13 protein-coding genes and 1 tRNA gene are annotated in these 14,237 nt (G+C 61.9%); 9 read left to right on the top strand and 5 right to left on the bottom strand.

From position 1 onward, the window contains the following. The first annotated feature begins 2 nt into the window (after positions 1–2). The 7 genes from nusB (at position 3) to coaE (ending at position 5,746) form a co-directional block, all read left to right on the top strand. Positions 3–1,193 carry a transcription antitermination factor NusB gene (gene nusB, locus E5K00_RS21980; protein WP_135465462.1) on the top strand — a complete coding sequence of 397 codons (1,191 nt, stop codon included), beginning with the start codon at positions 3–5 and terminating at the stop codon, positions 1,191–1,193. Positions 1,194–1,281: 88 nt separating this feature from the next. Then, entirely contained in the window at positions 1,282–1,596 is a 315-nt protein-coding gene (locus tag E5K00_RS21975) for a YtxH domain-containing protein (RefSeq protein WP_135465461.1), read from the top strand. Positions 1,597–1,807: 211 nt separating this feature from the next. After that, on the top strand, positions 1,808–2,809 hold the full coding sequence (locus tag E5K00_RS21970) for an isocitrate/isopropylmalate dehydrogenase family protein (protein ID WP_135465460.1): 1,002 nt from the start codon (positions 1,808–1,810) through the stop codon (positions 2,807–2,809). 236 nt (positions 2,810–3,045) lie between these two features. Next, complete coding sequence (locus E5K00_RS21965; RefSeq protein ID WP_167857000.1) at positions 3,046–3,576, top strand: DUF1573 domain-containing protein; 531 nt, start codon at positions 3,046–3,048, stop codon at positions 3,574–3,576. A 155-nt stretch (positions 3,577–3,731) separates the two neighbouring features. Beyond that, complete coding sequence (gene yajC / locus E5K00_RS21960) at positions 3,732–4,073, top strand: preprotein translocase subunit YajC (RefSeq protein ID WP_135465458.1); 342 nt, start codon at positions 3,732–3,734, stop codon at positions 4,071–4,073. Between the two features lie 12 nt (positions 4,074–4,085). Further along, the gene (locus E5K00_RS21955) at positions 4,086–5,057 is read left to right on the top strand and encodes a YbbR-like domain-containing protein (RefSeq protein WP_135465457.1); all 972 of its coding nucleotides are present in this window, start codon (positions 4,086–4,088) and stop codon (positions 5,055–5,057) included. A 92-nt stretch (positions 5,058–5,149) separates the two neighbouring features. Next, positions 5,150–5,746, top strand: a complete 597-nt coding sequence (gene coaE / locus E5K00_RS21950; protein ID WP_135465456.1) for a dephospho-CoA kinase — start codon at positions 5,150–5,152, stop codon at positions 5,744–5,746. A 200-nt stretch (positions 5,747–5,946) separates the two neighbouring features. Here coaE and E5K00_RS21945 read toward each other — a convergent pair whose 3' ends face one another. Together E5K00_RS21945 and E5K00_RS21940 are read right to left on the bottom strand one after the other, a co-directional pair. Beyond that, positions 5,947–7,116 carry a GNAT family N-acetyltransferase gene (locus E5K00_RS21945; RefSeq protein WP_135465455.1) on the bottom strand — a complete coding sequence of 390 codons (1,170 nt, stop codon included), beginning with the start codon at positions 7,114–7,116 and terminating at the stop codon, positions 5,947–5,949. A 44-nt stretch (positions 7,117–7,160) separates the two neighbouring features. Further along, the gene (locus E5K00_RS21940) at positions 7,161–8,762 is read right to left on the bottom strand and encodes a glycosyltransferase family 39 protein (RefSeq protein ID WP_167856999.1); all 1,602 of its coding nucleotides are present in this window, start codon (positions 8,760–8,762) and stop codon (positions 7,161–7,163) included. A gap of 168 nt (positions 8,763–8,930) precedes the next feature. Here E5K00_RS21940 and E5K00_RS21935 point away from each other — a divergent pair, with 168 nt between their 5' ends. Then, positions 8,931–10,196, top strand: coding sequence for a hypothetical protein (locus E5K00_RS21935; RefSeq protein ID WP_135465453.1), 1,266 nt, complete (start codon positions 8,931–8,933; stop codon positions 10,194–10,196). A gap of 99 nt (positions 10,197–10,295) precedes the next feature. On the opposite strand, the gene E5K00_RS21930 is transcribed toward E5K00_RS21935, so the two are convergent. After that, positions 10,296–10,373, bottom strand: a tRNA-Val gene (locus E5K00_RS21930). A gap of 271 nt (positions 10,374–10,644) precedes the next feature. Between E5K00_RS21930 and E5K00_RS21925 the strand changes: the two genes are divergently transcribed. Beyond that, on the top strand, positions 10,645–11,574 hold the full coding sequence (locus E5K00_RS21925) for a TerB family tellurite resistance protein (RefSeq protein WP_135465452.1): 930 nt from the start codon (positions 10,645–10,647) through the stop codon (positions 11,572–11,574). Positions 11,575–11,657: 83 nt separating this feature from the next. On the opposite strand, the gene E5K00_RS21920 is transcribed toward E5K00_RS21925, so the two are convergent. Beyond that, positions 11,658–12,803, bottom strand: coding sequence for a mechanosensitive ion channel family protein (locus tag E5K00_RS21920; protein ID WP_135465451.1), 1,146 nt, complete (start codon positions 12,801–12,803; stop codon positions 11,658–11,660). 107 nt (positions 12,804–12,910) lie between these two features. Further along, positions 12,911–14,140, bottom strand: coding sequence for a Glu/Leu/Phe/Val dehydrogenase dimerization domain-containing protein (locus E5K00_RS21915; protein ID WP_135465450.1), 1,230 nt, complete (start codon positions 14,138–14,140; stop codon positions 12,911–12,913). Positions 14,141–14,237: the final 97 nt, after the last annotated feature.

Here is a 14,237-nt window from a genome sequence, read left to right as displayed (position 1 = left end):
AGATGCTCAATCGCCGCACGCTCCGCATTAAGGTTATGCAGGCCCTGTACGCTTACCATCAGGCTGTCGGGTCCGATTTTATGCTGGCTAATGACCGTATTGCGGATGCCTTTGCTCCCGACCTGAACGCCCCCGAGGCCCAGGACCGCAAGCTGCTGAAAGGGCAGCAGAAAATGGCTGAGGCTATTTTCCGGGAGTGGCACAAGGGCGGCTCGGCGGCCGAAGTCGAGAAAATCGACGACAAGGAAGTAAACGATGCCGTAACCGACGCCATCAGCTTCTACCAGAAAGCCAAGGCCAAGGACGGCACCTTCTACGCCGGCCAGATGGTGCACGGCGCCGAAAGCATCCACACCCAGTATCTGCACCTGCTGAATTTGCCGGATGCCTTGCTGCGCGTGATTGAGGAAGAAAAGCAGCGCGAAGCCCGCCGCTTCACGCCCTCCAAGGAAACCCCGCTCGACACGACCCGCTTCGAGGAAAACCAGGTGATTCAGAAGCTCGTCGGCAACAAGCAGCTGCTCGACCTGACCATCCGGCGCAACGCCCAGTGGGCCGGCGAAGACGACATGGAAGCCCTGCGCAAAGCCTGGCGCAACGAAATCAAGCCCGACGCTGAGTTTCAGAGCTACCTGGCGGCCCCGGCCGGCAACTACGCCGAAGACCAGGAGCTGCTGAAGTATCTGTACAAGACGTTCGTCTTTAAGGGCGAGTCGCTGCCGGCCTACCTCGACGAGGACGACCAGAACTGGGAGGAAAACCGCTCGGTGGTGAAAAACCTGGTGGTCAAGACCCTGAAGATGCTCGACGAAGCCGCCGATGAGAATCTGGAGCTGATGTCTTTGTCGGCCAACTGGGTCGACGACAAGGAATTTGCCGAGACGCTCTACAAGCAGACCCTGGCCGACGACGAGCGGTACGAAAAGCTCATTGCCGAGTCGGTGCAGAACTGGGACGTGGAGCGCGTAGCCCTCACCGACAAGATTCTGCTGAAAATGGCGCTCTGCGAAATGCACCTTTTCCGCGGTATTCCGGTGAAAGTCACCATCAACGAGTATATCGAAATCAGCAAAATGTACAGCACGCCCAAGAGCAAGCAGTTTGTGAACGGTATTCTCGATAAATTGGCCCAGGACTTGACCGCCAGCGGTGCCATCCGCAAGTCGGGCCGCGGGTTGCTGGACAACCAGTAAGCTGCCCCAGGCAACCTGAACCGCGCCCAGTGCGTTGTTGAGTACACATTTTCCATCCATTCTCCCACCTCGCCACTCCTTTCTAGCTATGGGTAGCAAAACCACTACCGGTATTCTGTGCTTCGCGGGCGGTGCCCTCACCGGGGCCGCTGTTGGACTTCTGTTTGCTCCGGAAAAGGGGCGCGAAACCCGTAGCTGGCTCAGCTACCAGCTCGAAAAGTACCGCGAAGTACTGGCCGACCTCACCGAAAGCCTCGTCACCAGCCGCACCGAAGCCGGACCCACGTCCAGCGCCAAGTCGGAAGGCCAGCGCGTGATTCAGGACGCCAAGAGCAAGGCCGAACAGCTGCTCGGCGACGTCGACCAGCTGATCAACCAGATCAACTCGCGCAAAGCCGTTTAACGCCATTCGCCGATGATTCCTGGATGTGCTGATGTGCTGAAGACCTTTTCATCTTCAGCACATCAGCACATTTTTATTATTGCCCTTTCTTCGGGTGTTACCTTTGCCCCCGGAATAGCTGCATGCAGCCTAAGTGTGGTGCCCGTAAGTCGGCAGGCGCTTCACGTTCAGACCAGTAACCTAGTACCTCTCCTAAATAGATAGTAGCAGAATGCACACCATCACCCTCATCCCCGGCGACGGCATCGGGCCCGAAATCACGAAGGCAGTTCAGGACATTTTCGCGGCCGCTGGCGCCCCCATTCAGTGGGAAGAGCAGAACGCCGGGCAGACGACCTTCGACCAGTCGGGCGAGCTGATTCCGCAGTCGTTGCTCGACTCGCTGGAGAAAAACCGCGTGGCCCTGAAAGGCCCCATCACGACGCCCGTGGGCAAGGGTTTCCGCAGCATCAACATCACGCTGCGCCAGAAGTACGACCTCTACCAGAACGTGCGCCCGGCCAAAACCACCGAGGGCATCGACTCGCGCTACTCGGGCGTGAACCTGGTGCTGTTCCGCGAAAACACCGAGGGCCTGTACTCGGGCCTGGAAGTGTACGACGAGCGCCTGGGCATCTCCGACTCGTTTAACCGCATCACGGTGGAAGGCTCGCGCAAGATCTGCCGCGCCGCCTTTGCCTACGCCGCCAAGCACGGCCGCAAAAAGGTGACCCTGGCCCACAAGGCCAACATCCTGAAAATGGCCGGCAAGCTCATGCTCGACGCCTGCAAGGAAGCCGCCACCGAGTTTCCGCAAATCGTGTTCGAAGACAAGATCATCGACAACATGTGCATGCAGCTCGTGAATAAGCCCGAGCAGTTCGACGTGGTGGTGACCACCAACCTGTTTGGCGACATTCTCTCCGACCTCTGCGCCGGCCTCGTGGGCGGCCTGGGCGTGGTGTCGGGTGCTAACATCGGCGACAACATGGCCATCTTCGAAGCCGTGCACGGCTCGGCCCCCGACATTGCCGGCCAGGGCAAAGCCAACCCCACCGCCCTGCTGCGCTCGGGCCTGATGATGCTGCACCACCTGGGCGAGCATGAACTGGCCGACCGTATTGAAAAGGCGCTGGACGAGACGCTCAAGCACCGCGAAGAGTGCACCGGCGACCTGGGCGGCAAAGCCAGCACCAGCCAGTTTGCCCAGTCGATTATCGGCCGCCTGGCGTAATTTCCAAAACACTAGTTCCCCTCCTTTTTTCAAGGAGGGGTGCCCGCAGGGCGGGGTGGTTAGCTAGAACTAGAAAGTTAGAGCTAGTTGTTTGTTCAACGGAACAACGATTGAACCACCCCGGCCTGCGGCCACCCCTCCTTGAAGGAAGGAGGGGAACTAGCTTTTAGATATTCTGGCTCTTCGTCTTAACTTTACTTTCCCGACGGCTCCCAATGGCCGCGTTCTTCCTTACTATGAAACGTACTCTGTTTTCTGCTTTTCTGCTTTCCAGCGCCCTGATGTTCGGTGCCTGCAACAACGACAAGACGGCCGAAGTAGGCACGGAAGGCATGAATGCCGCCGCTACGGCCGCTAACGATGCTGCCGCCAACCCCACCGTCGACAACCCTAACGTGGCGGCCGAAACCGAAGCACCCAACCCCAACGCTCCGGTGATGACCTTCACCGAGTCGGAGTTCAACTTCGGCGACATCAAGCCCGGCGAGGTGGTAAAGCACACGTTCGAGTTTACCAACACCGGCAAGTCGCCGCTGCTGATTGAAAACGCCACGGCGTCGTGCGGCTGCACTACCCCCAACTGGACCAAAGACCCCATCGCGCCCGGCTCGAAAGGCACCATCGAAGTGCAGTTCAACAGCCAGGGCAAGTCGGGTTTGCAGAACAAGGAGGTAGCCGTGCGGGCCAACACCCAGCCCAGCATCACCCAGATTGCCATTCGCGCCAACATCCTGCCCGAATCGACCAACGGCCCGGTAAAGCAATAACCGGCCGCGTTTATTTCTCCTTTTGCTTCTGTCATCCTGAGCCAAGCGCAGGACCTTGCCACGTTCGAACGACTCGTTCAACTTTTATAAGGTTCTGCGCAAGCTCAGGATGACAGCCGTTTTTTAGGCTGGCATTTCCTACTGCCCCAACCGTCATGCTGATAACGCTTCTCTTACAAGCCCAAACCGGCGAAGGCCTCACCTCGCTGCTGTTTCCGGTGCTAATTGCCGTCGTAGTTTACTTTTTCATGATCCGGCCCCAGCAGCGCCGCTCCTCCGAAGCCAAGAAGTTTCGGGAGTCGCTGACGAAAGGCGCGGCCGTGGTGACCATCGGCGGCCTGCACGGCAAGGTGCTGGAAGTCCACGAAGAATCGGTTATCATTGAAGTGGACAAGGGTGTGCGCCTCAAGTTTGACCGCACGGCCATTGCCCGTGAAGTAGCCCCCAAGAATGCGCCGGCGGCCCCGGCAACGCCGGCGGCTTCCGACAACGCCTAACCCCGTACTGCCGTGCCCATTACCCGCGCTATTCGCCTGGCCCGCTGGTTTACCAGCCCGTTTTTCGGGCAGGAGCGGAGCTACTGGCGCGCGGTAACGGCCTGCTTTCTGGCGGCGTCCACGTTCTGGCTGCTCAATGCCCTGAACAAGACCTACACTACGCGCATCACCTACCCGCTGCTGTGGGCCTACGATGAGCAGCGCTACATTCCGGTAAAGCCCCTGCCCACGGAAGTAGCCGTAAACGTGACGGGGCGGGGCTGGAAGCTGCTGCGCAAGAACCTGCTGCTCGACGTGAAGCCCGCCGAAGTGCGCCTGCGCCGCCTGCCGGCCACGCGCTTCGTCACGGGCCAGTCGCTCAGGCCGGCGCTGCAGGCGGCTATGGAAGGGCTGCAGTTCAACTACGTGCTGGCCGATACGCTCTGGGTGGAGTTCGATAGGCTCGTGACGCGCCGCCTGCCGCTCACGCTGAGTCCCAGCGCCGACGGCTCGGCCTTGCCCTACGCGGCCAAGTTCACGCCCGAAAGCGTAGCGTTTCACGGGCCGGCGCGCATGGTCAACAGCCTGGCCAGCCCGTATCCGGTGCACTTGCCCCAGGCCCCGGCCGGCAGCAGCGAGGGGGCCATCATCGTCCCGATTGGTGGGCCGGAGCTGGTGCAGACCCAGGTGCAGCAGGTAAAGGTGCGCCTGCAGCCCCGGCCCCTGCTGACGCTGCCGCTGCGGGTGGTGCCCGAGCTGCGCGACTTCCCCGAAGGCCAGCAATTCATTCTGCGCCCCGCTACCGTGCAGGTGCAGGTGCAGTGCTTCCCCGAAGATTCGGCCCGCCTCGACCGGAGCCAGGTGCACGTGCTGCTGCACTACGGCCAGTTTCACTCCCCCGATTCCAGCCTGCAACCCGTGTTGTCGCAGGCCCCTGCCCAAGCCCGCGGCGTACGAATCCTGACGCCCTCGGTGCGCGTTTCACAGCGGAGAAGCGGCGAATGAGTGAAGTGGTGAATGAGTGAAGTATCAGAACGACAACTTCACTCATTCACCACCTCACTCATTCACCGTTTCACCACTTCACTCATTCACAGATGTTGCGAATTGGAATAACCGGCGGGATTGGTTCGGGGAAAAGCGTAGTGTGCCGGCTGTTTGCGGTGCTGGGCGTGCCCATCTACGATGCCGACTCCCGGGCCAAGTGGGTTATGGCCCACGACCCGGTGCTGCGCCAGGAGTTGCAGGCCGCTTTTGGGGTCGATACGTTTGATGCCCAGGGGCAGCTCAACCGCGCTTACTTAGCGCAGGTAGCCTTCAATAACCCCGAGCAGCTGGCCCGGCTCAACGGCCTGGTGCACCCGCGCGTGGGCCACGATTTCGAGCAGTGGGCCCAGGCTCAGCAGGCGGCCGGCGCGCCCTACATCCTGAAAGAAGCGGCGCTACTCTACGAATCGGGCTCTTACAAGCAGCTCGACAAGATTATCACCGTATTCGCGCCCCAGGCCGTGCGCCAGGCCCGGGTGCTGCGCCGCGACCCGCACCGCACCCCCGACGACGTCCTGGCCATCATCGGCAAGCAGATGAGCGAGGAGGAAAAGCTCAGCCGCGCCAACCACGTGCTGCGCAACGACGACGAACACCTGCTCATTCCGCAGGTGCTGAAGCTGGACCAGGAGTTTCGACAAGGCTAAAAAACCTGTGTCATTGCGCGCTTGCGAAGCAATCCGTCCTGCGCGCAGTACGACCTGACCTTTACCCAGAAAGCCCTTTCCCGCACGAGCAGGAAGGGGCTTTTCACGTTAGAAGGCTGAGCACATTGCAGAGGACGGATTGACGCCACTTGAGGCGCGGAATGGCTTACGCCTCGCAATGACGCCACCTCACCACCTCACTATTTAATCACCGGGCAGCGCTCGAAGGGGCGGGTTTCGTCGAAAAGCTTGCGGTAGGTGACATGGGTTTTGTGGATGCGGGCCCCGATGGAGCGGATAACGGCCAGCATGCGGGGGTTGAAGTCGCCAATCCAGTTCATTTCGCAGTCGGTGTAGCCGGCCCGCATGAACTCCTGCCGGGCGTGTACCATCAGGGCCGACTCTACCTTTTTGCCCTGCCAGGCCGGCACCACTCCGAAGATGACGCCGAACATCTTTTTGTCGGGCCGCTGGTCGTATTTGCGCTTTTGCCAGAGGAAGCGCAGCTTGTCCCAGAGGTTGAAGCGGGTGCCGATGTGCTTGAAAATCTGGTTGAGCTCGGGCAGGCTCACGAAGAAGGCAATGGGCTCGTCGTGGTGGTAGGCAAACCAGAGCAGCCGCTCATCAGCCACGGGCTTCATTTCCTTGACTAAGCCACGGGCCTTTTCCAGCGACATGCCGACGACGCCGCTGTGGTTGGCCCAGGCCAGGTTGTAGACGTGCTGGAAGTCGCGGGCCAGCTTTTCGGCATTGCTCTTATCGGCGTGGCGGAAGCTGAACTCGGGTTGGGCCGCGTACTGGTCGGCGGCGCGCTGGAAGGCCTCGTGCAGGGGCGCCGCTACTTCCCGGTAGCAGGTGTACTGCTTGAAGTAGACCTGGAAGCCGTAGTTTTCGAACAGCTGCTGGTAGTAGGGCGGGTGGTAGAACATGCCGTAGTTGGGCTCGGTGAAGCCCGCCACGAGCAAGCCCCAGTACCGGTCCCGCTCCCCGAAGTTGATGGGGCCGTCCATGGCCTGCATGCCGCGCTGAGCTAGCCAGGCCTTGCCCGCCTCAAACAGCGTGTTGGCGGCAGCTTGGTCGTTGATGCACTCGAAAAAGCCCAGGCCGCCGGTGGGCAGCGTGGGGTCGGTGTGGGCCGTTTTCTGGTTGACGAAGGCCGCCACGCGCCCGATGACCTGGCCGCCGTTGTCGGTCAGAATCCAGCGAATGGCTTCGCCGTGCTGGAAGTTGGTGTTCTTCCTGGGGTCGAAAACGGCTTCGATTTCGTGGTCGAGGGGCGCAATGTAGTTGGGCTGGTCCTGGTAGATGCGGCGTGGCAGGTCCAGAAACTGCCGGATTCGATGGGCGTCGGTTACTTCGAGTAAGGGCATTGGCAGCAAAAAGCAAAGGCGGAAAACGGGCCGCGACGAGGAAGCTACGGCCGGCGAAACACCGACAGAATCTTGACCCCATTAACCCGGATGCAGTACACTTCCGGGCCGTAGCTGGCGGGGTAGGAACCCGGATGCCAGCGGTAAGTTGTCAGAAAGTAGCGCGCCCGGGCCCCGGTGGTCAGCACGAGGCGGGCCCGCTCGGCCGGGGGCAAAAGTAAGTGGTTGTTGTGAAGCACGAGCGAGGCGCGGGCGTCGGTGCCCACCAGCACCCGGGCGCTAGGGTCGTGGGCCAGAATCCACTCCAGCCCCCGCCTTCCCGACAAGCCCCAGTAGTCGCGCTCAAACAGCCGCTCGGCCACCGGCCCGGGCAGAAAGCTGAAGTACACGTTCTGGTAGGGATGGTCGCGCCCGATACGGTAGGTTGAATGCAGCAGGCCGCCCACGACCAGCAGCTGCACCGCTACCCGAAGCCAGCGGGCCGCGCCCGAGCCAACCCGGTCGGCTCCGCTGGCGGCCACGCCGCGCAGGGCCAGCAGCAGAAAGGCCGGGTAAATAAAATACAGGTGCCGCCAGCCATCATACAGCACCGAGTGCAGCCCGATAATGGCCGCCAGCGGGGCAAAAAACCAGACGGCAACGAGCAGATCCTGACGGCCAGTGCGGGTGCGCAGCCAGGCGCCGGGGCGGCGGGCCGCCGTCAGCCCCAACGACCCCACGCCGCCCAGAAACAGCAGGGTGTAGGGTACCGGCGTGGTGATGAGCAGCCAGACCGGGGCGTAGTGCCAGGGCAGGTCGCGCACCGAAATCTGCTGGCCCCAGTACTGCACCAGCATATCGGAACGGTAGCGGCTGAAGCTCTGGAAAGCGGCCAGGAAGTGGCCCACCGGGTTTTCCCACAGGTAGGGCCAGCCCGCCACCACTACCGCCGCCGTAACGGGCACGTACAGCAGCACGGCCCGGAGCAGAGACTGGCGAATTGCCGGGCGGTACACCATTTCCAGGGCGGCAAAAAACACGGTAAACGCCACCAGCAGCACGCCCATCGTGCGCACGTCCAGGGCCGCGCCGGTCAGCAGGGCGTGGGTTAGCGCCCGGCCCGGGGAAGGGCGGCGGAGCAGCCGGCTGAGCGTGTAGATGGCTCCGGTGAAAAAGGCCAGGAACACGAGGTCCTTGTAGTTGTAGAAGGCCTCGGCGAAAAAGCGCGGCGAGAGCAGCAGCAGCGCCGCGCCCAGCAAGCCCGGCACCCAACTGCCGAACCGTAGCCGGGCCAGCCGGTAAAACGCGTACAGGCCTGCGGTAACGGTGAAAAACGTGACCAGGTGGCGCAGAAAGTACACCGCGCGCGGGTCGTCGGCACCCACCAGCTTTTCCAGCACCACCAGCGGCATCTGGAAAATCACGCCGTGGTCTACGTCCTCGTTCTGGCTCATATCGGGAATGGCGGCAAAGCTTTCCTGGCGCCGGGCCAGCGCCGGCGCCAGGCGCAGCGCCACGTATTTCACGCTGATGATACCGTTGAGCCGGTCGAGCTGCTCATCCCACGATACGCCATAGTCGCGGTGCAGCGCAAGGCCCAGCAGCGTTACCACGGCAAAAAAGGCCAGAACCAGGGGCCGGCGCAGCGAATCGGGCAAAAGGGGCAAAGGCCGCGGCAAAGGGCAGAGACGTTGGGGAACAGGAAGGATATGCGGCCGGCAAGGTACTACCTGCGGCCCGGATGCGGCATACTTTGCGCCGGCGCTATTCCGGGGCCCGGTTTAAATCACAACCTTTGGCTTCTGGCTTATACTCCTTGCTCCGTGCTGCGTTCTGTGCCCCGTTTTATCTGGCTTGTAATGGTAGTGCTGGCCGTGCTCAAGCTGGCCTTGCTGCTACGCCTGAACCCGGGGCTGGAGTGGAACTACGACGAGCGTCGCAACGGCCGCATTGCCGACAACTACCTGGCCGGCCGCGGCTACGTCAGCCTCGACCCCGAGCGGCAGGTGCTGCGCCCCGACTCGTTTCACGCCAGCTTCCCGGTGTTTGTCTACGTCGGCTGGCAAAAGGCCGGGCTGCCCAAGCACTACTTCACCCTGCTGGTATTTGCCTTGAGCGTGGCCGCCTATTGCCTGGGTATACTGTACGTGCAGCGCACCCTGAGCTACTTCGGGGTAGCTCCGCCCGTCGCCTGGGCCGGGGCGTTAGGCTGGGCCGTCACACCCTCGGTGGTCTACTACATCGGGGCCTACATGTGGTACGAAAACCTGACGCTGCCCCTGCTGATTCTGGTGGTCTACAAGCTGCTGCGGCACCTCGGCGGCCGGCCCCTGCGCTGGCCCGATGCGCTGCTGCTGGCCGGCAGCGTCACGCTTTCCTGTTTGTTGCGGGGGTATCTGCTGGCCGTGTATGGCCTGCTGTTTGCCGTTTGGCTGCTGCTGGCCGTGCGCCAAACCCGGTCCCAGCTGGCCGCTGCCTGGCGCGCGGCCCTGCTGACTCTGGCGCTGCTGGGGTTGGCCCACGCGCCCATTCTGCTGAAAAATCACCGGCTGTTCGGGGCCTGGACGCTAAGCAACCAGGCTGGCTTCGAGCTGCTGCAAGGCCACAACCCCGTGACCCGGGGCCGCTTCATGTTCGATTGGGATGAGCGCACCGGCCCGTTCGACCAGTTCGTTCGAGCCCACATTCCCGGCCTCGACTCGCTGAACCAGTACCAGGAAAGCAAGGCCCGGGCGGCGCTGGCCCAGCACTGGGTGCGCGCTAACCCGGCGGCCGAGCTTTGGCTGTGGGGGCGAAAAACAGCCCTGTTCTTCGCGCCCGAAAACTTCATTGCCGACGCGCCCCGCACCGGCTACCATCCCGTCACGGCGGCCGTGCACCTGGCTTTTCTGGCCGCTCTGTTGCTGACCGTTAGCCGCTACCGGGGCCTGCGGTTCCGGCGCGCCGATGTGCTACTGCTCACGCCGCTGCTGGCCGTGTGGCTGCTCAGTCTGGTATTTTTCGTCGGGTTCCGCTGGCGCTACTTCGCCGAGCCGGCCCTGCTGCTGTTCCCGCTTATCGTCTGGCAGCGCCTTCGCCGCCGGCCGGGGCCAGCAGCGTGAGGTTTCGGCAATTGGTAACACGCTCCCGGCGCGCAGCAGAACAGCAAGATGGGGTAAAACCAAAAAAGCCACTCGGCCTGGCGGCGAAGTGGCTTTTTTTGGTGGGAGATACTGGGTTCGAACCAGTGACCCTCTGCTTGTAAGGCAGATGCTCTGAACCAGCTGAGCTAATCTCCCGGGGTCCCGTTTGGGAATGCAAATATGGTGGGCTGTTTTCGATTACGCAACCATTTGCCCAAAAAAACGCGGTAAAAAATATTTTGCCGGATGGCGAAATTGCGCAACTGTTTTACAATCAGAATTTTCAATCCGGGTTGCAACGTGCGGCCGGCAAGCGAAAAAAACGCCGGCTGCGTGGTTGGGCGGCGGCCGGCGGGTGGGCTCAACCTAATCAGCCGGTTGCCGTTAAGGTTTTTGGTTTGTTCTCTCACCCTTTCTTCCTTCATCCATGAACGATACCCAACTCCTGCAGAACTACTCCGATCAGGAAAAAGCCGCATACCTGAGTGTTATTGCCAGCCTGGCCTCGGCCGACCGCGAAGCCTCGGCGGCGGAAGTGGAATTTCTGCAGCAGCTGTCCCACACGGCCGGTCTTTCCGGTGGGGCTACCCAGCAGGTGTTGGCGGCCGCCAAGGATGCCACCAACGAAAGCATCAAGCAGAACCTCGACACGCTGCGCGGCAGCGACCTGCGCTTCTCCCTCATCACCGACCTGATCAGCTTTGCCCGGGCCGATGGTGCCTACTCCAATACAGAAGAGGAGATGGTCAACAAAATGGCCGCTTACCTCGGCGTCAATCAGCAGCAAACCAAGGCGCTGGAAAGCGTAGTCGACCAGGCGGCCTCGGTGCCGCACGACGCGAATGACCCCGGCAAGCAAGGTTTCCTGAGCGGCATTACCGATAAGCTGGGCAGCGTGGGCATTCCGAAAGGCGCCCTGATGGCCGGCCTGCTCGGCGTAGTGGCCCCGATGGTTATTTCCGGCGTCATGAACCGCGGCGGCCAGTCGTCGGGCATGGGCGGCATGGGTGGCGGCCTGGGCAGCGTGCTGGGCGGCAGCGGCACGATGGGCGGTTTGCTCGGCGGCGCGGCTGGCAACGTCATGGGCAGCGGCTCGATGGGCGGTTTGCTGGGCGGCTTGCTCGGCGGCGGCTTACTGAGCGGCGTGCTGGGCGGCGGCGGCGGCGGCGGCTCCTACGGCAACGTTCCGCAGCAAGGTTCGCACGTGGGCAGTGGCGGCCTGGGCTCCCTCACCTCCATTCTGGGCGGCCTGGGTGGCGTACCCGGCTCGGCCCCCCGCAGCGCGGGTGGTGGCGGACTGGGCGGCCTGCTCGGCGGCGGCATGGGTTCTTTGCTGGGCGGCCTGTTCGGGCGCTAAGACGACCTCACACTAGCATACAAAAAGCCCCGACAGGTTGCTGTCGGGGTTTTTTGCGTAGTTGCCTGTGGCGTGGTGAACAGCTACAACACGTGCTGCTCGGAGGATTGCAGGCCGCGCAGCCGGTCGGCGTTGGGCAGCTGCACGATGGTCGTGCCGGTGCTGGCAAACGAGCCGCCGTGCTTTTCGACCAGCTCTACGAGGCGGTAGTTCAGCTCTTCCTTCACGTTCAGGTACTCTTCGTAATTGGTGGTTTCCACGAAGTACTGCACCGTGACTTCCTTGGCCGCCGGCGTGAGGGCCGAAAACTTGATCTGCACGTCGTTGCTGGTCAGCGGGTACTCCTGAATGACGCGCTGGGCCTCCTGCACGATGCCGCGCAGCTGCTCACTGTTGGTGGCGTGGCTCAGGGCCAGGGTGAAGGTGACGCGCCGGGCCGTGCGCAGGGAAAGGTTATCCAGCGGCTTGTCAATCATCGACTTGTTGGGCACCGTCACGTAGCTTTTCTCGGCCGTACGCAGGCGGGTGCTCCGGAAACCGACTTTCTCCACGGTGCCCGTCACGCCGCCTACTTCCACCAAATCACCCACGGCGAAGGGCCGGTCGAGGAAGATGGTGAACGAGGCAATCAGGTTTTCCAGGCTTTCCTTGGCGGCAAAAGCTACGGCCAGACCACCAATGCCGAGGCCCCCAATCAGGGCCGTGACGTTGACGCCGAACACACGGCCCAGCATCACCAGAAAGGCAAACGTGAGCACCAGCACTTTCAGCAAGTCCTTGGCGAAGGGAATCAGCTGGTCGTTCAGGCGCGACACGCTCGTCTCGGCCCGGCGGCGGAATACCAGCTCCAGAAAGTCGACCAGGCGCAGGGCAATCCAGGCCAAGCCGAAGATGATGCCCATCTGGTAGAGCCGGAACAGCGCCACCTGGGGCCAGGGGTCATTGCGCGTCAGCTCGGAGCTGCGCACCGGGTAATCGAGCACCTGAAACGCCAGATACACCGTGACCAGAAACACCACGATGGAAACGGGCTGAATCAGCAGGGCCTGAAACTGCAGCTCGCTTACGCCCTCGGTGCGCTGCCGGATAAAGCGGAACACCAGCTTGGACAACAGCCGGGACAGCAGCGTCTTGAATGCGTAGCCAAACAGCAGAATGCCCAGACACGTCAGATACGCGCCCAGGTTGTTGCCCAGAAAACGGATGTTCAGAATTTCGTGCAGGGTCATAAAGGCAATGTGCGGAATGTGGGCAGATGGGCAAAATGTGAAAAAAGGATAGATATCGTCAGAGCGGACACATTTCACTCATTCTTCCACATTTCACCATATTTCAATTACACCAGCTGCCGCAGCGCCATTTCAAACGACTTCTGGGCCACGCCCGTGGTGCTGCCCCCTTGCTGACGGGTGCGCTCCAGGGCCCGGCGAATGATGCGGGAAGTGTCGCCGAAGATGGCTTGGTCGGTGATTTCGGCGTTGGTTTCCATCAGGTAGGCAAACACCCGGGCCATGCCGCAGTTGGCAATGAAGTCGGGAATGATGCTCACGTGCTGGTCGGCATACTCGCCGGTGGGGCCGAAGAAGATTTCGGGGTCGGCGAAGGGCACGTTGGCGCCGCAGCTCACTACTTCCAGCCCGTGCTGAATCATCTGCTCGATCTGCTCGCGCGTGACGAGGCGGGAGGCGGCGGCCGGAATAAAGATTTCGGCGCCCGAGGTCCACACCTGCCGGTCGATTTCCTCGAACGACAGCAGGTTGTCGGCTGTCAGGGCGTTGCCTTTACGGTCGAGAAACAGCTGGCGGATTTCGGCCAGAGTGAAGCCTTCGGGCTTGAGCAGGCCGCCGGCCCGGTCGATGATGCCGGTGATGAGGGCACCCTGCGACGCCAGGTAGTAAGCGGCGGCGGCCCCCACGTTGCCCCAGCCCTGAATGATGGCGCGCTTGCCGGCCACGCTGCGGCCGCCCCACAGCTCGTAGTAGTGGCGCACGGCCTCGGCCACGCCGTAGCCGGTGATGAGGTCGGCAATGGTGTACTTGCGGCTCAACTCGGGCGTAAAGGCCGCGTCTTCGATTACTTTAATCACGCCCTGGCGCAGCTGGCCCAGCTTCTGAATCTTCTGGGGCTCGGTGGCGCGGTAATGCCCGTTCACGATACCTTCCTGCGGGTGCCACAGGCCGTAGTCCTCGGTAATCGGGATTACGTCGTGAATCTCGTCCACGTTCAGGTCGCCGCCGGTGCCGTAGTAGTTTTTGAGCAGCGGAATAACGGCCCGGTACCAGCGCTCCAGTACGCCACGCTTGCGCGGGTCCTGGGGGTCGAAGTTGATGCCCGACTTGGCCCCGCCAATGGCCGGCCCCGACACGGTAAACTTCACTTCCATCGTTTTGGCCAGGCTTTCTACTTCGCGCTTATCCAGGCCTTTGCGCATGCGGGTGCCGCCGCCGGCCGCGCCGCCGCGCAGGGAGTTAATCACAACCCAGCCTTCGGCTTCGGTTTCGGAGTCCTTCCATTCAAAGACGATTTCGGGGCGCTTGTTCTCGAATTTGGCCAGCAGGTCTTTCATCAGCAGCAAAAAAAATAGTGAGGTGGGTGGGAAATAATGCCCAAAGGTAAGCAGCCCTTAGCAAGCCGGTTGGGTCTTTGAGCTCCGTTAATAAAAA

The sequence above is a fragment of the Hymenobacter aquaticus genome (genome assembly GCF_004765605.1).
Lineage (GTDB): Bacteria > Bacteroidota > Bacteroidia > Cytophagales > Hymenobacteraceae > Hymenobacter > Hymenobacter aquaticus.
The sequence above is the reverse complement of the archived record's forward strand: the minus strand, read 5'-3'. Positions and strand labels throughout refer to the sequence as shown.